General features: G+C 70.6%; 15 protein-coding genes and 1 pseudogene. 4 read left to right on the forward strand and 12 right to left on the reverse strand.

The genetic code is table 11. The annotated features are described in order from the left end of the window. On the reverse strand, positions 1 to 241 hold a 241-nt coding region (locus AOK15_RS20940), incomplete at its 3' end, for a DnaJ family domain-containing protein (protein WP_157870318.1). Positions 242 to 359: 118 nt separating this feature from the next. On the opposite strand from AOK15_RS20940, the gene AOK15_RS20945 reads away from it, so the two are divergent. Continuing rightward, entirely contained in the window at positions 360 to 755 is a 396-nt protein-coding gene (locus AOK15_RS20945) for a hypothetical protein (protein WP_055519135.1), read from the forward strand. Between the two features lie 64 nt (positions 756 to 819). Here AOK15_RS20945 and AOK15_RS20950 read toward each other — a convergent pair whose 3' ends face one another. Together AOK15_RS20950 and AOK15_RS20955 are read right to left on the reverse strand one after the other, a co-directional pair. After that, positions 820 to 1,491: an O-methyltransferase gene (locus tag AOK15_RS20950; RefSeq protein WP_055519138.1), complete on the reverse strand. Its 672-nt coding sequence runs from the start codon at positions 1,489 to 1,491 to the stop codon at positions 820 to 822. Between the two features lie 116 nt (positions 1,492 to 1,607). Then, positions 1,608 to 2,876, reverse strand: coding sequence for a DUF2330 domain-containing protein (locus AOK15_RS20955; protein WP_055519140.1), 1,269 nt, complete (start codon positions 2,874 to 2,876; stop codon positions 1,608 to 1,610). A 282-nt stretch (positions 2,877 to 3,158) separates the two neighbouring features. Between AOK15_RS20955 and AOK15_RS20960 the strand changes: the two genes are divergently transcribed. Continuing rightward, on the forward strand, positions 3,159 to 5,192 hold the full coding sequence (locus AOK15_RS20960; RefSeq protein ID WP_420876936.1) for a bifunctional glycosyltransferase 87/phosphatase PAP2 family protein: 2,034 nt from the start codon (positions 3,159 to 3,161) through the stop codon (positions 5,190 to 5,192). A 26-nt stretch (positions 5,193 to 5,218) separates the two neighbouring features. On the opposite strand, the gene AOK15_RS20965 is transcribed toward AOK15_RS20960, so the two are convergent. From AOK15_RS20965 to AOK15_RS20990, 6 genes are all read right to left on the reverse strand, one after another. Continuing rightward, complete coding sequence (locus AOK15_RS20965) at positions 5,219 to 5,584, reverse strand: hypothetical protein (RefSeq protein WP_055519145.1); 366 nt, start codon at positions 5,582 to 5,584, stop codon at positions 5,219 to 5,221. Between the two features lie 66 nt (positions 5,585 to 5,650). Continuing rightward, positions 5,651 to 6,538 (reverse strand): glycine betaine ABC transporter substrate-binding protein, encoded by an 888-nt coding sequence (locus AOK15_RS20970; protein WP_240508525.1) that lies wholly within the window; start codon positions 6,536 to 6,538, stop codon positions 5,651 to 5,653. A gap of 62 nt (positions 6,539 to 6,600) precedes the next feature. After that, positions 6,601 to 7,236: a hypothetical protein gene (locus AOK15_RS20975; RefSeq protein WP_055519148.1), complete on the reverse strand. Its 636-nt coding sequence runs from the start codon at positions 7,234 to 7,236 to the stop codon at positions 6,601 to 6,603. 405 nt (positions 7,237 to 7,641) lie between these two features. Next, positions 7,642 to 8,103, reverse strand: a complete 462-nt coding sequence (locus AOK15_RS20980) for a hypothetical protein (protein ID WP_055519150.1) — start codon at positions 8,101 to 8,103, stop codon at positions 7,642 to 7,644. 302 nt (positions 8,104 to 8,405) lie between these two features. Beyond that, positions 8,406 to 9,641, reverse strand: a complete 1,236-nt coding sequence (locus AOK15_RS20985) for a cytochrome P450 (RefSeq protein WP_055519153.1) — start codon at positions 9,639 to 9,641, stop codon at positions 8,406 to 8,408. Positions 9,642 to 9,774: 133 nt separating this feature from the next. Continuing rightward, positions 9,775 to 10,998, reverse strand: coding sequence for an esterase/lipase family protein (locus AOK15_RS20990; RefSeq protein WP_055519155.1), 1,224 nt, complete (start codon positions 10,996 to 10,998; stop codon positions 9,775 to 9,777). 416 nt (positions 10,999 to 11,414) lie between these two features. On the opposite strand from AOK15_RS20990, the gene AOK15_RS20995 reads away from it, so the two are divergent. Next, on the forward strand, positions 11,415 to 12,584 hold the full coding sequence (locus tag AOK15_RS20995; RefSeq protein WP_055519157.1) for a steroid 3-ketoacyl-CoA thiolase: 1,170 nt from the start codon (positions 11,415 to 11,417) through the stop codon (positions 12,582 to 12,584). Here AOK15_RS20995 and AOK15_RS42415 read toward each other — a convergent pair. Both AOK15_RS42415 and AOK15_RS21000 read right to left on the reverse strand, forming a co-directional pair. Next, positions 12,568 to 12,855, reverse strand: a complete 288-nt coding sequence (locus AOK15_RS42415) for a DUF397 domain-containing protein (RefSeq protein ID WP_079058604.1) — start codon at positions 12,853 to 12,855, stop codon at positions 12,568 to 12,570. The two genes, AOK15_RS20995 and AOK15_RS42415, sit on opposite strands and share 17 nt — an antisense overlap. Further along, positions 12,815 to 13,663, reverse strand: coding sequence for a helix-turn-helix domain-containing protein (locus tag AOK15_RS21000; protein WP_055519159.1), 849 nt, complete (start codon positions 13,661 to 13,663; stop codon positions 12,815 to 12,817). The genes AOK15_RS42415 and AOK15_RS21000 overlap by 41 nt, the downstream gene beginning before the upstream one ends. Positions 13,664 to 13,756: 93 nt before the next feature. Between AOK15_RS21000 and AOK15_RS21005 the strand changes: the two genes are divergently transcribed. After that, the gene (locus tag AOK15_RS21005; protein WP_240508526.1) at positions 13,757 to 14,191 is read left to right on the forward strand and encodes an ATP-binding protein; all 435 of its coding nucleotides are present in this window, start codon (positions 13,757 to 13,759) and stop codon (positions 14,189 to 14,191) included. 194 nt (positions 14,192 to 14,385) lie between these two features. Here the strand turns inward: AOK15_RS21005 and AOK15_RS48575 are convergent. Continuing rightward, positions 14,386 to 14,709, reverse strand: a pseudogene (locus tag AOK15_RS48575) (Fic family protein); the annotation flags it as partial. Between the last annotated feature and the right edge of the window lie 169 nt (positions 14,710 to 14,878).

The raw sequence follows: 14,878 nt of genomic DNA on the forward strand, positions 1-14,878 counted from the left end.
CGGCGGCGGCCAGCGCGTCCTCCGCCTCCTTGCGCAACTCCAGCGCGGGCGGTAGCACCGAGAGCCCCTCACGGGCCATCTTCCGCCTGATCCACCACAGTTCGTCGTACGTCGTGTCGTCCCCGTCGAGCGGTCGCCCCGCTCCGGGGAGGTGGGAGAAATCGCCGCGCGCCTCCGCGTCGCGGATCTGTTTGTCGACGAAGGACTCGAAGCTGACACCCGGTGGCTTTCGCTCGGTCATGCGTCCATTGTGCCGGACCCCGCACAAGCGGACGATCCGGCGATTTATCATGCGGCGGCGGTGCGCCGAGCGCGCCGTGTCCAGCGACAATCGGAGTTTGACCCGTTAGGAGCGGTACGTGCTCGAACTCACCATGGCCTCGGTGTCCGAGGCGGACGCCGGGGCGACGGCCGGCATGCAGATGGCCGACGCGCCCAGCGAGCCGGGCGCCGTGCTCCGGGTGGGCCGGGACCGGGCGGTGTGCCGTCTCGCGACCCCGGACGACTGGCTGTTCGTCTCCCGTGTGCACCTGGAGTTCCTCTGTGGCCCCGACGGCACCTGGCAGGTGACCTGGCTGCGCGGTACGCACGCCGAGCCCTCCTCCGAGGTGCGCCTGGCGCTCCAGGGCCATCCGCCGCAGCCGTTGCCGTACGGCGGCACCGCGAAGCTCCCGCACAACGGCTCCGGCGAGCTCGTCATCGTCGACCGCACGGGCCCGCGCAGCGTCAACGTGGGCTTCTACCACGAGCTCTGAGACGGTCCCCGAGGACGGCGCCCGGCTCCGGCCCGCCGTCCTCGGGGCAGTCCGCTCGGCCCGTTCAGTCCACGACCCGGGCCAGCGCGAACCCGTCGTAGCCCTTGGTGCCGACGGTCTGGATGGCCGTGCCGTCCAGCTTCGGGTGGGTGGCGATGAGTTCGATGGCGGCGCGGGTGCCGACCACGTCCGGTTCGGTGCTGTGGGCGTCGGCGACGCGGCCGCCCCGGACGACGTTGTCGACGATGATCAGGCTGCCGGCGCGGGTCAGGCGCAGCGCCCACTCGACGTAGTGCGGGTTGTTGGCCTTGTCGGCGTCGATGAAGACCAGGTCGAACGGTTCGGGGTTCTCGTCGGCCAGCCTGGGCAGCGAGTCCAGGGCCGCGCCGACCCGTACCTCGACGAGCGCGTCCAGCCCGGCGCGCGCGATGTTGCGGCAGGCGACCTCCGCGTACTCGGGGCTGTACTCCAGGGAGATCAGCCTGCCGTCGGCGGGCAGCGCGCGGGCCAGCCAGATCGTGCTGTAGCCGCCGAGCGTGCCGATCTCCAGGATCCGGCGGGCGCCCTGGACGAGGGCGAGGAGCTGGAGCAGCTTGCCCTGGTTGGCGGCGACGTTGATGTGCGGGAGCTCGTTGGCCTCGCTGTCGCGCAGCGCGGCCTCCAGGGCCGCGTCGTCGGGGGAGAGGTGGGTCGTGAAGTAGGTGTCGACGTCGTCCCACGTCTGCGAGCTGCTCATGGACCTGCGCCCTTTCCGATAGCTAGTTAGATCGGCTAACTAGTTGCGCTAACGAATGGTAGGCGCAGGTCCCTTCGCTGTCAGGCGTTTCGCGTGCGTGTTTCGGTCGTTCGGACTCAGGCGCCAGGACCGGGCTTGTGGTCCGCCGGCGGCACGGGACCGGCCGGGGGCACGGGACCGGCCGGGGGCACGGGAGCGCCGTGCGGGTACCCGGCGTGCGGGCCGCCCGGCGGGACCCACGGGCCCGGCGCCATCGGGGGCAGCGGCGGCTGCTTGCGGGCGTTGCGGCGGAGCACGATCGCGACGGCCACCGCCTTGATCGCGAGCACGGCGATGCCGAGTCCGAAGGTGAACAGCCAGCCGGGGATGCCGCCCACGGTCCACATCTCGTCCACGTAGATGACCTTTCGATAGGGGTCGTCGGCCGCCGCCCGCCGGAGCGTGTGGTCGCCGGAGATCCGCGACGGCTGAGGGAAGTTCTGTTCGACGGCGGTCAGGAAGTCCGTGCCCCCGGCGGCGAGTTCGCCGAGCGGACCGCCGGGCGCGCCGATCCGGCCCGCGAAGGTGACCTGCGGCTTCTCCCCGCCGATCGCCGAGCCCGGCTCCATCCGGTGCCCGGCGAGGACGTACAGGTCGAGGGCCTGCGGGGTGGTGGCGAGCTTCGACAGTCGCATCGGGTACACGGGCGCGTCGCTGGCGAAGGTGAGGTGCAGCGGGTCGAGGGTGCCGCCGAGCGGGACGTCCCCGGCCGCCTCCTCCGGCGCCAGCCTGATCGCCACGTACTCCCACTTCTGGCGGACGTACGGCTCCAGCGCGGTCTCCAGGCGGTCGGGCAGCGCGAAGCCGTTGTCGTCGAGCCAGTCGCCGAGGGCCCCGGAGTCCGTCGCGGTCAGCCGGGCCACGTCGAACGGGCCGAGCCGCTCCCGGCCGACGACGTCCACGGCGCCGTCGCCGGGCGCCGCCCCCGCCGAGCCGTCCTCCTCGAACGCGTCCAACGGCCAGTCGCCCGACCGCGGCCAGAAGTACTCCCGTTCGCGGTACTCGGGCGCCGTCTCCTCGGCGAGCCGGTCGAAGAGGGCCGCGTCTCCCAGCTCCACCGTCGCCCGGTTCGGCACCGGCATGATCCACGCGGCCGTCCGGGCGTCCCCGGCGACCGTCAGACGCATCACGATCTGCTCCTCGCGGCCGTCCCAGCGCACCACGGACGTCTCACGGTTCACATACACACTGCGCTGCCCGTCCGGCACCATCGCCCCGCACCCGCAGGCGTACGCCGGGGCCACCAGCGACGCCAACTGCAAACCGAGCAGCGCCAGCACGAGGACCACCAGCCGTCCCCGCAGCCCGCGCGCCGGGCGCGTGCGCCCCCGTACGAAGCCGTCCATCCCCCGTGCCATCCCCCATCGCCTTCCCGCCGTGCGTCCGTGCAGGGGCCCATGCTCCCAGGTGATTGTCCGTGGCCGGTCACAACCTCGGCCGCGATGTGCATCCGCGATCCCCGTCGCGCCCTTGAGCCGTTCGACCGTCCCGCGCCCACTATCGTCTTCCGGACGAAACACGGGCGGCCCTCAGGTGAAGCCGAGGTTGCCCGCGTCTCACCTGAGGGACCGTGAGGCGGTGCGAGCTTTCCCATGGAACGGCGAACGGGGCGGGAGGGACGGCAGGGCGTGGCGAACGTGGATCAGGGCGGCCCGGGTGGTGCCGTTGGCACGAGTGGGGCGGCGGCCCGCTGGGGGACGGTGTGCGCCGTACTGTGGCTGGTCGCGGCGGTCCTGGCGGTGCGGCAGGTCGCGGTCGTGCTGCGCACGCCCAGGAGTGAGCGGCTGACGGACCTGGAGACCTGGGTCGGGCCGGACGGTGTTCTGCACGTGTCGGGTTCGTTGTACGACTCGACGCGGTTCACGGGTACCCCGTTCGGCGGGCTCGTCCTCAAGCCGCTGACCCGGGCGGCCGAACAAACCCTCGGCTGGGGCTGGACGTTCGGCACCCTGCTGCTGGTCGTCGCTCTCGGCCTGGTCGCCGCGCGCGCCCTGCCGCAGCCGGTCACCCGTCGAACAGCCCTGCTGGCGGCGCCCGTCGCGGTGACCCTGCTGATGCTGTCGCTGCCGGTCCGCAACACGCTCTACCTGGGCCAGACCAGCATCATCCCTGTTCTGCTGGTCCTTGCGGGTTGCTTCGCGGTACGCGGTGAGCGCGTCAGCGGTGTGTTCATAGGGGTGGCCGCCGCGTTCCAGCCGACGGTGCTGCTGTTCGTGCCGCTGCTGTGGTTCACCGGCCGCCGCCGGGCCGCCGCGAGCACCGGCATCACCTTCGCCGGCGCGACCGTGCTCGCCTGGGCCGCCATGCCGCACGACTCGTACGCCTACTGGGTGCACCATCTGGCGGGTGTGGGCCTGGGTGGCCGGGCGGACGACCTCGCCAACCAGTCGTTGCACGGGGCGCTGCTGCGGCTCGGCCTCGAAGGCCCGGCGGAGATCGCGGTCTTCTTCACGCTGGCCACGGCCGTCGCCGTGTTCGGCATGCGTCGCGCCATCCACTACGCCCGTGACGGGCAGTTGCTGCTCGCCGTCGCGATCACGGGGTGTGTCGTGGTGGCGGTCTCGCCGACGTCGTGGAAGCACCAGTTGCTGTGGGTGCTGCTGGCGGCGGTGGGCCGGGTCGGCAAGAAGGCGTCCTCGCGGTATGTGTGGCCGGTGGCGGTCGTCCTGGTGATGACGCTGCCGGCGAAGATGATGGTGCCGAACGTCGGCGTCCTGCACCCGGTGCGCGACAACGTGGTCCTGCTGGCCGCGCTCGCCTCGGCGCTGGTGGTGCCGTTCCTGTCCCGCACCTCGCCCTACTACCGGCACCCGATCCCGACCGTGTACGCGCCGAAGACGCAGACCCGCTTCAGCTGGGCGCCGCTGCTGCGCCGGGTCGCCACCCGTCCCAACCTGCTGCTCGAACTGCTGCTGATCCGCGTCACGTACGCCGCCTACCAGCGCACCCGGCTGGAGGCGGCCGGCAGCCGGGCCGTCGCCGAGGAGCACGCCCGGCAGATCCTCTCCATCGAGAAGGCCCTGTTCCTCGACATCGAACACTCCGTCAACCACGCGGTCGTCCAGATCGGCTGGCCGCGGACCTTCTTCGACTTCTACTACACGTCGTTCCACTTCGTGGTGCCGCTGACCGTCCTCGGCGTCCTGTACTGGCGCCGTCCCGCGGACTACCGCTGGGCCCGCACCGCGATCGGTTTCACCACCGTCCTCGCGCTCGTCGGGTTCTTCTTCTACCCGCTGGCGCCGCCCCGGCTGATGCCGGGCCTGGGCATCATCGACACCATCCACGGCGTCCAGGACTTCTCCAAGCCCGACTACGGCACACTCACCCAGCTGGCCAACCAGTACGCGGCGATGCCCTCGCTGCACTTCGGCTGGTCGCTGTGGTGCGGGCTCACCATCGCCCTCGTCGCGCCCCGCTGGTGGATGAAGGCCCTCGGCCTGCTGCACCCGACGTTCACGCTCGCCGCGATCGTCGCGACCGGCAACCACTGGGTCCTCGACGCGGTCGGCGGGGCCGCGGTCGTCGGCGCGGGCTTCGCCCTCACCCACCTCCTGACGGGACCGCGGGCGGCTCCGGGCACGGACGAGGACGACGGGAAGACGGACGACGGGGCCCCGCGGACCGCCACCAGCGGCCCACGCGACCCCGTCCGTGGCTGACCGGCAGCTCCCTCGGCGGCTGACCCTCAGCCGATCCACAGGTCGTACGTGGCGCCGTCCCTGGTGTCGTTCGCGGAGATGAGGCGGGGCTCCCAGCGCCAGCCCGTGCTGGGCTTGCGGTGGTGGAACTCCACCGAGCGGCCGGCCACCCACCAGTAGCCCTCGGCCGTGGTGCAGCCCTTGGGGGCGATCTCCCAGAATCGGGAGCCGACCCAGTCGCCGAACTGGTTCTCGCCGACGAAGAAGAACTTCACGGTCTCGTTGGAGCCGCTGCAGATCCGGAGCTGGACGTTCTTGGTGCCGGCGAAGGCCGTGCCCGGGATCGCCAGCGTGCCGAGGACGGTGCCCGCGACGAGTGCCGCCGCGGCGATCTTGCGCTTGAGGCTGCGCATGGGAGGACCACCCTTTCTGAAGGAGCGGGGATGAGGAGATGAGGGGGTGAGGAGGTGTGACGGGGATCAGCGCAGCAGGCCCCGGGCGCGCAGCCAGGTCCTGGCCGCCTTTCCGGGAGCCTCGCCCGCCTCGACCGAGGCGGCCAGCGTGGCCAACTGATCCGTCGTCAATGGGTCGTTGACGCGGGCGAGGGCCGCCCTGCCGGTGGCGTCCACGGCGGGCGCGCTGATGAGCGGGAAGACATGCTCGGGCGGGACGACGGACTCGGGGTCCCCGAGGACGACCAGTCCGCCGCGAGCGAGCGCGGGGTCACCGCTGCGCAGCACCAGCACGTCCGCCGTCCGCGAGGTCCCCGCCGGGGTGAGGGTGACGCCGTACGCCTTCTTCACGGCGGTGGCGGACGGGGCGCCGGGATCGCCGGAGGCGGGGCCGCCGAGGGTCAGCCGGTCCTTCGCCGCGCCGAGGTCGTCCAGGTCGCGCAGCCCGTACCGGTCGGCGGTGGCCTCGGTGACCGCGACGACGAGCCCGCGCTGCGCCGCGGCCGCCGGCAGGGCCACGATCCCGGGAGGCAGCGCCATGCTCAGCGTCGCCTCCATGTTGCCGGGCATGGTCTGGCCGCCCGGCAGGGCGCGCAGCATGCTGCTCTCGTAGGCCGGCGCGATGCTGATCTCGCCGTCCACCACGGCCTGGGCTGTGTGGGTGGGGGACGCGTACGTGGTGTCCGCGGTCCGCACCTTCTGCCCGGCGGCGGTGAGGAGTTCGCGGTAGATCGCCGCGACGACCCGGCTCTCGGCGGAACCGTCGGTGCCGATCACGGCCGGCTCGCGCTCCGCGTGGCCGGCGCGGCTGCCGCCGGCCGACCCGCCGGAGCAGCCGGAGAGCAGCAGGAGCGAGCACACCGCGAGGGCGAGAATTCCGAGCGGGGAATGAATTCTGTGGAGCCTTGATATCACGGAAGAATCCCTCGCATCACGCATCACGCATGACCATTCCTAAGGCGAGCCGTGCGGCCCCTTCAGCAGTGTGCGCCGATTTCGGCGGAGGTCATCTTCCGGTCCTTGAAGTTGACGTATCCGTACTTCGGGTTGTCCTTGTTGAAGCCGGACTGCTGGAAGTCGTAGACGTACCAGACGTAGTGGTCGTAGTACTTGTTCTTGAACTGGATCTCCCACCAGCCCTTGGCCTGCTGCTTCGAGGTGCCGCGTTCCAGCCAGCCGACACTGCGCGGCGAGATGTTGATGGTGTTGGACTCGGTGTCCGTGTGGGAGTTCTCCCAGGTGTGGCTGTAGCTGGTCTCGACGGATGCCTCGAAGACCAGCGAGAACTTGTACGACGCCGAGACGGAGACACCGACGGTGTTGGCGGCGGTGGTGGTGTCCGACCAGTCGATACGGTGCTGGTTCGTGTTGCTGCCGCAGTTGTAGGCGGTGCTTCCCACCTGGTGCTTCGGGCCGGTGTAACCCCAGTAGCTCTGCGGGTGGAAGTTGCAGAGGCTGGCCCAGTTGCACGCCTTGAGGAGTTCGGCCTGGGTGGGCCCGGCGGCGAATGCCTGGGGGGCCGCGAGCAGAGAGGCACCCATGGTCAGAGCTGCGAGGGTCCCGGCGGTGCGGAAACGCCGAGTCGAACCGTTTCCGCGGTGCGCGAATGCCATTGATTGCTCCATGAGGAGGGGCGGAGTTTTGGGGGGTGTCCGCCGACTGCGCACAACTATCGGGCGGAGATCGTGTCCCCGTCAATAGAGGATAAGGAGGGCCGGTCAATTCTGAGGGAATCCTGAATTTTCTGCCCGTGCAGCAAAACAAGCGCTGCCCGGAATTCCGGGAGAATCTCGGATTCCGGCAGCGCTTGTCGGCCTGCCCAGCATGCTCCCAGCCTTCCCTCAGAGTCCGCTCAGAGAGGCATCGGAGACGGTTCACAGTTCGGGGGAGGAATCGTGGTCGTGTGTCGCCCCGGTACGGCGACAAGGCCGCCGCCCGTCCTCGGGGGACGGGGGGCGGCCTTGTCGGGTGCGGTCACGGGGTGGGGCGCCGGTTCGGTGCCCCGTCGTGGGGGTGGGTCAGTCCACGTACCACTTGCCGCACTTGGTGATGCCGTCGAACTCCCCGCAGGCGCGGGCGGCGTAGTTGGAGTTGTAGACGGACTGGGTGCGGCTGCCGGTGTACGGGCCGCACATCTTCCAGCCGTCGCGCTTGGCGTCCGAGTCGCTGACGATGCCCTTGAAGTCGGGGAACGAGCGGAAGCTGCGGTCGACCCACAGCCGGTCGCCGGCCCTGCGGCCGGACTTGATCTCCGCGCGGCTGTAGCGGTCGAGCGCCGACTCGTTCTGCAGCTCGACCCTGCGGCCCCGGAAGTCGAACGAGGCACCGGACTCGACGGCCCGGAAGCGGCCGATGACGGCGATGCCGTCGCAGTCGTCCTCGGTGGCCGAGGCCGCCGACGCGGGGACGAAGACGATGGCGCCGCTGCCGATCAGCACGGCCGAGGCCGCGATCGCGCGGCCCATGCGGGACTTGTTCACGAGGGTTCCTTCGGTGTGTGACGCATGAACGGGTGGGAGCCGGCGCCACGCTGGGCGGGCGGGGACCCCCGGTGAATGAGGCGCGCCGTCGTCCGTGTTCCTCCGACGGCGGCGGCGACGTCCACAGATTCAGGCAGCCGGGAACCCTCGGCAACAGCTGCCGCCGTGCCGGGACGCTGGGACCGTCCCACCCCTGTTGACCTGTGCGAACGGGGAGCCTCTGGGATGCCGTTGGGACGCGCGGGCGCGCGGGACGGGCCGACGGCGCCGGGAGGCCGTCGGCCCGAGTCGGGGCGGGGGTGTCAGTCCGCGCTGACCTGCAGGTGTTTGACGCCGTTGATCCAGGCCGAGCGCAGCCGGTCCGGGGCGCCGACGAGCCGCAGGTTCGGCAGGGCGTCGGCGATCGCGTTGAAGATGAGGTCGATCTCCAGCACCGCCAGGGACTTGCCGAGGCAGAAGTGCGGGCCGCCGCCGCCGAAGCCCAGATGGGGGTTCGGGTCGCGGGTGATGTCGAAGGTGTCGGGGTTCTCGAACACCTCGGGATCGTGGTTGGCGGAGGCGTAGAAGATGCCGACGCGGTCGCCCTTCTTGATCCGCTTGCCGCCGAGTTCGGTGTCCTGGGTGGCGGTCCGCTGGAAGGAGTTGACGGGCGTGGCCCAGCGGACGATCTCCTCGGCGGCCGTCGCCGGGCGCTCCCGTTTGAACAGGTCCCACTGGTCGGGGTGGGTGAGGAAGGCGTGCATGCCGTGGGTGATCGCGTTGCGGGTGGTCTCGTTGCCCGCGACCGCCAGCATCAGCACGAAGAACCCGAACTCGTCCGAGGCCAGGCTCCCCTCGTCCTCGGCGACGACGAGCGTGCTCACGATGTCCTTCGCCGGACACTGCTTGCGGTCGGCGGCCATGTTCATGGCGTACGCGATGAGTTCGGTGGCCGACTCCTGGCCGACCTCCTCGGTGATGGCGTACTCCGGGTCGTCGTACGAGATCATCCGGTTCGACCACTCGAAGATCTTCGCCCGGTCGTCCTGCGGGATGCCGATCAGCTCCGCTATGGCCTGGAGCGGCAGTTCGCAGGCGACCTGGGTGACGAAGTCGAAGGGGCCGGGCTGGGCGAGCGCCTCGCGCGCGATGGCGTGGGCCCGGTCGCGCAGGTTGTCCTCCAGCGCGCGGATCGCCCGCGGGGTGAAGACGCGCTGGACGATCTGCCGCACCCGGGTGTGCTCCGGCGGGTCCATGTTCAGCAGGATCAGCCGCTGCGCGTCGATGGCGTCCCGCTCGATGTGCTCGTTGAACCGGATGATCGCGGTGTTCAGGAACGACGAGTACAACTCGGGGTGCGTGGAGACGTACTTGACGTCCGCGTGCCGGGTCACGGCCCAGTAGCCCTCGTCGCCGAAGCCCGCGAGGCCCGGTGCCTGCGGGACCCAGTGGACCGGTTCCGTGCGGCGCAGCTCGGCGAACTCGGGGAGGGGGACACGGTGGTGGAGGAGATCCGGGTCGGTGAGGTCGAACCCGTCGGGCAGCGCTGGACAGGGCATGGTCGACTCCCGTCGCTTAGACGGTCTCCGACGGACCGTCCCTGACGGTCCATCAGTTATCCGGGTCGCCGTGACCGTAGTAACGCGTTCTACAAGTCGCAAGGGCTACGGCGACCCGAATCCGTCGGGCGGGTCAGTCGGGCAGCCGGTCCAGGAGCCACTCGCCTAGCTCCGGGGTGATGGCGGTGTGCGCCGTCGTGTCCGAGGAGCAGAGGAAGTCGTCGGCCTCCGAGTCGTCCGGGTCCAGGTCGTCGACGGCCGCGTACAGGTCCTTCTGATGGTCGAGGTCGCGGATCGCGATCGCGCTGACCGTGGGGACGAAGCAGATGTGCTCGTGCCGCAGGTCGATGCCCGCGCCGAACTTCTCCAGCATGTCGGCGAGGAGGCCGTACGAGCGGAGGGTGCCGCCGGGAGCGCCGTCGAACTCGGGGAAGTCGCTCGTCAGGATCGTCTTCTCGGCCTGCGGGAAGCGGCGTTTCAGCTCCGCGACGATGATGTCCTTGCCCTGCGCCTGGGTGTGGAAGGTCGTCCCCGGGAAGATCCGCTCCACCGCCAGCGCGGTCTCACCGGGCGGGATCGCGAGGCCCGTGCCGTCCCCGCGGCCGTTGGCGAGCGCCAGTCTCCTCGGCACGGTCGGCCAGCCGCCGACCTTGGACAGCGCGGTCAGGAACTGCGTGCGCTCGACGGCGATGGCGGCGTCGCCGGTCACCGGGTTGAAATGCCGCCAGAGCATCTGCCGGGCGGCCGGGCTGTTCATCTGCCGGGCGAACGGGTTCGGCACCGGGATGAAGTGCGAGAACGCCTGGAGGCCGACAGGGACGACGGCACCGCGGTGCGGGGTGTCATAGGAGAAGTACACGGCGGTGCGGTGGTCCATCCGCTGCGTCTCCAGCTTGGCGAGGGCGTAACGGGTGACCAGGCCGCCCATACTGAAGCCGCCCACGGCCAGACGCGTGTGCCCCGACTGCTCGGCGCGGGTCCGCAGGATCGCGGCGATCGCGGCGTCGGCGTTGTCCAGGAGGGAGGCGCTGCGCTCGTCGAAGCCGAGCAGGATGACGTCACGGCCCCGGCGGCGCAGCTCGCTCAGCAGCGGGTAGGAGCCGCCGTCGAGGCCGGTGTACAGCCACTTCAGGTCGCTCCTGCCGAGGTTGAAGCCGTCGGCCATCAGCACCGGCCGGTTGATCGCCTGGTTGCCCTCGCCGAGGAAGACATGCGCGAAGCCGTGCGGCAGCTCCCACCGCGCGTCCGGTTCGGGCGCCGTGTACGTCCGGGGTGCCGCCGGTTCGGCGCTCACGGGGGTGGCGAGCGTGAACTCCCCGACGCATCGCTCCGCCTGCTCGTGCTGGTGCTCGGACAACGTGCTCGTCTCCTTCTGCGCGCCCCGCACAGCAACCCGCCGGAGCGGGCTGGAGGACCGTGCGGGGTGACGCGGACCCCCACATCGCAGCAGCGCCGCCGAGGGCCTGCCACGCGACACCGGGCGCTTCATCCGTACGAAGGGAGTGGGAGTGAGGGGCGATTACCTTCGCGGTGTCACCCCCGTGGCCCAGTGGCGCGCCGTGGGAGCCGGGGTGACCTCCGGGTTCCCGCGCGCGTGGTGCGCCCGCGCACGGCCGAATCCGCCCGCGGATCGCGTGTGCGCCGTGCACGACCCTTGCGGCGATGCGTGTCAGCTCGGCACGCTGTCAGGAGAACTAGAACGCGTACTAGTTCTGCGTGGCGGGCCGGGCCGGGACGCCCCGCGCCGCGCGGGTAACCGTTGAGAGGATCCCCATGGCCGCGGAACCCGTGATCGTCGAAGCCGTACGCACCCCCATCGGCAGGCGCGGTGGCGCGCTCGCCAATCTGCACCCCGCCTATCTGCTGGGCGAGACCTACCGTGAACTCCTCGGCCGCACCGGCATCCCCGCCGACTGCGTCGAGCAGATCGTCGGCGGCACCGTCACCCATGCCGGCGAGCAGTCCATGAACCCCGCGCGCACGGCCTGGCTGACCATGGGCCTGCCGTACGAGACGGCCGCGACGACCGTCGACTGCCAGTGCGGCTCCTCGCAGCAGGCGTCGCACATGGTGGCCAACATGGTCGCGGCCGGGGTCATCGACGTCGGCATCAGCTGCGGCGTCGAGGCGATGTCCCGTGTGCCGCTCGGGTCGGGCTCCAAGCACGGCCCCGGCAAACCGTTCCCCGACGAGTGGAACGTCGACCTCCCCAACCAGTTCGAGGCGGCCGAACGCATCGCCCGCCACCGGGACCTGACACGGGAGGACGTCGACGCGCTGGGCGTGCTCTCGCAGGAACGGGCCGCCGTCGCCTGGGCCGAGGAACGCTTCAAGAAGGAGACGTTCGCGGTCCAGGTCCCCACTACGGAGGAGGAACAGGCCACCGGGCAGGGCATGTGGCGCCTCGTGGACCGCGACGAGGGCCTCCGGGACACGTCCGCGGAAGTGCTGGCCCGCCTGAAACCGATCATGCCGACCGCCGTGCACACCGCCGGCAACTCCTCCCAGATCAGCGACGGCGCGTCGGCGATCATGTGGGCGTCGAAGCGGATGGCGCGGGCGCTGAAGCTACGGCCGAGGGCCCGGATCGTCGCCCAGGCGCTGGTGGGTTCCGACCCCCACTTCCACCTCGACGGCCCGATCGACGCGACGAAGGCGGTGCTGGGCAAGGCGGGGATGTCGCTCCGCGACATCGACCTCGTCGAGATCAACGAGGCGTTCGCGGCGGTGGTGTTGAGCTGGGCGCGGGTCTTCGAGCAGGGCTTGGAGAAGGTCAACGTGAACGGCGGTGCGATCGCGTTGGGTCACCCGGTGGGCGCGACGGGAGCGCGGCTCATCACGACGGCGCTGCACGAACTGGAGCGCACGGACAAGGAGTTCGCCCTGGTGACGATGTGCGCCGGGGGCGGACTCGCCACCGGGACGATCATCCAGCGGTTGTAGAGGCCCACCCGAGGAAGCGCACGAACGCGGCGGGGCCCAGGGTGAGATGGGGTCCCGCCGGGTTCTTGGAGTCACGGATGAGGAGGGTGGGGGAGGAGGAGACGGGGGTTGCGGCGATCTCTACGCAATCACCGCCCTGGTCGCTGCTGTACGACGACTTGCGCCAGGTGAGGGGGCCGAGGAGGGTGCATTCGACGCAGGAGCCGCCGGTGTCACCGCTGTAGCTCGACTTACGCCACTGGGCGCCTGTCGGCCTTGAGTTGCTTCCCATAGCGTTCCTCCACCACGTGCCGGATCAGCTCTGCCGAGTCCCTCACGGACAGCGCCGCAGCCTGCAGATGATCGTATCGGAGCGACCTGGACTCCACCGCGTCTGGATTGGCGGTGGGGTGTCCGGTGTCGTAGTCCTCGCTGTAGACGATGGTGGGGTCTCCGGCAAAGTGGAAGATGTCGAAGGAGCCCATTAGCCCGGTGTGCACGCCGACCTCGTACGGCAGCACCTGGACGCTCACGCGCGGGTTGCGCTCGTAGGCCAATAGTTTCAACAGTTGGGCCCGCATGACCTCCGGTCCGCCGATCTTCTGATAGAGCACGGCTTCGCTGAGTACCGCCCAGAACACCGGGGGTTTGTCCTTCTCGAAGATGCGTTGTCGCGCCATTCTCGCGGCGGTGCGGCTTTCCAGGGCGTTGTCGCTCACGGCGCTGAGTACGGCCCCGGCGTACGCCTGGGTCTGCAGGAGGCCGTGCACGAGCTGTGGCTGGAAGATGTAGATCGCCGATGCCCGTCCCTCCAGCTCTGCGACCTGCTGGAACCAACCCGGGAGTTGGCTGCGCATCACCAGCATCAGGAGGCGGGACAGCAGCCCATCGGTCCCCAACGCCACATCCGCCCGCTCGCTGAACTCGGGCGTCGGCACCTTCCTCGCCGTCTCGATCTGCCCCACCAGCGACGACGTGTAGCCGAGGATGTCGCCCAACTGCTTCTGTGTCAGGCCCGCGGCCTCCCGGCAGCGCCGCAGCTCGTAGCCGTAGTAGTCGAGCGGTGAGGCGCCGGGGTCGAGGGTGTTGATCTGGGTCATGGTGCTGTCCCCTCGTTGAAGCTTGAACTCACTGTTGAACAGGTTGTGTCCGTTCTGTCGCCGACAGTAGTTGCGCCAGGTCACCCTTGTGGGGTGAACGGATACATTCCCCCCATCGTTCTGGGCGCTCGTCCCGCCCAGCACCGGATGTGCTTCACCGTCGGTGAGCACTCCGCGCATCACATCCGCCGCATCGTCCGCTCCTACCTCGACGAGTGGGAGATGCCGGACCTGACCGACGCGGTGGAACTCGGGGTCACGGAACTGCTCGCCAACGTCGTACGGCACGTCCCGGACCGCCGCTGCACCCTGCTGTTGCTGCGGTCGCCGGGCGGGGTCCGGGTGGAGGTGACGGACGGGTCCGATCAGCTCCCCGTCCTGCGCACCGACATGTCGCCCTACGCGGACGGCGGCCGGGGACTCGTGCTGGTCGACGCCGTGGTGGACAAGTGGGGTGTGGGCAGGTGGCGCGACGGCAAGACCGTCTGGTTCGAGTGCCGGTGCGGCGGAGAGGAGCGGTCCGCGTGAGCGGCGCGACGGGCGGTGCCCGAGATGAGTACGGCAATGAGGTCGGCCAGGGAGAGCGCGCCGCCGGGGTCGTCGGCACGGCGGGGCACCCGGCGTACGGGCCCCACTTCGTCCAGCGCGACCCCGTCCCGCGCCAGCACGTACGTCAGCGTGAGGAATGCGGCGCGGGCGTTGCCGTCGTCGAACGGGTGGAAGAAGCACACGTCGAGGTAGGCGCGGGCGGCGCGGGCCGGGAGCGCGAGGGCCGGCTCCGCGCTCTGCGCGAGGCAGTCGGTGAGGCGGTCCGGAAGGTCGGCGCCGGTGCCGTAGCGTTCGCGGCCCTCCTTGGCGTACGCCGGGTCGGTGCGGAACGCCGGGCGCGTCGGCAGGCCCAGCACATGGCGCTGCCAGGCGGCGAGGCGGTCGAAGGTGAGGGGCAGTCCGGCGGCGGCGTCCGCGCGGGCCAGATCGAGGGCGGCGCGCAGGCGGACGGCGCGTACCGGGGACCGCTGGTGGTCGTGGGCGTGGATGTCCTGCACCGCCCCGTCTTCTACCGGGGTGACCAGTACGACTGGGAGGCGTTCGTGCGGGCCGGCGGGAAGGAGCCCGTGCGGGGTGACTGTACGTGCGCGGTGCCAGGGGACCGTCTCGCGGAGGGCCTGCCATATCCGTAGGTGGTCCGGGGCGGCGGCCGGGCGGGGCGTGCTC

Origin of the sequence: Streptomyces ossamyceticus, assembly GCF_001418475.1 — a bacterium.
Classification (GTDB): Bacteria; Actinomycetota; Actinomycetes; order Streptomycetales; family Streptomycetaceae; genus Streptomyces; species Streptomyces ossamyceticus.

Bases quoted from the DNA above. Each gene is read 5' to 3' on its own strand.
- AOK15_RS20950 (WP_055519138.1), bottom strand. From the start codon at position 1,491: ATGAGCAGCTCGCAGACGTGGGACGACGTCGACACCTACTTCACGACC.
- AOK15_RS20955 (WP_055519140.1), bottom strand. From the start codon at position 2,876: ATGGACGGCTTCGTACGGGGGCGCACGCGCCCGGCGCGCGGGCTGCGG.
- AOK15_RS20965 (WP_055519145.1), bottom strand. From the start codon at position 5,584: ATGCGCAGCCTCAAGCGCAAGATCGCCGCGGCGGCACTCGTCGCGGGC.
- AOK15_RS20975 (WP_055519148.1), bottom strand. From the start codon at position 7,236: ATGGCATTCGCGCACCGCGGAAACGGTTCGACTCGGCGTTTCCGCACC.
- AOK15_RS20985 (WP_055519153.1), bottom strand. From the start codon at position 9,641: ATGCCCTGTCCAGCGCTGCCCGACGGGTTCGACCTCACCGACCCGGAT.
- AOK15_RS20995 (WP_055519157.1), top strand. From the start codon at position 11,415: ATGGCCGCGGAACCCGTGATCGTCGAAGCCGTACGCACCCCCATCGGC.
- AOK15_RS42415 (WP_079058604.1), bottom strand. From the start codon at position 12,855: ATGGGAAGCAACTCAAGGCCGACAGGCGCCCAGTGGCGTAAGTCGAGC.
- AOK15_RS21000 (WP_055519159.1), bottom strand. From the start codon at position 13,663: ATGACCCAGATCAACACCCTCGACCCCGGCGCCTCACCGCTCGACTAC.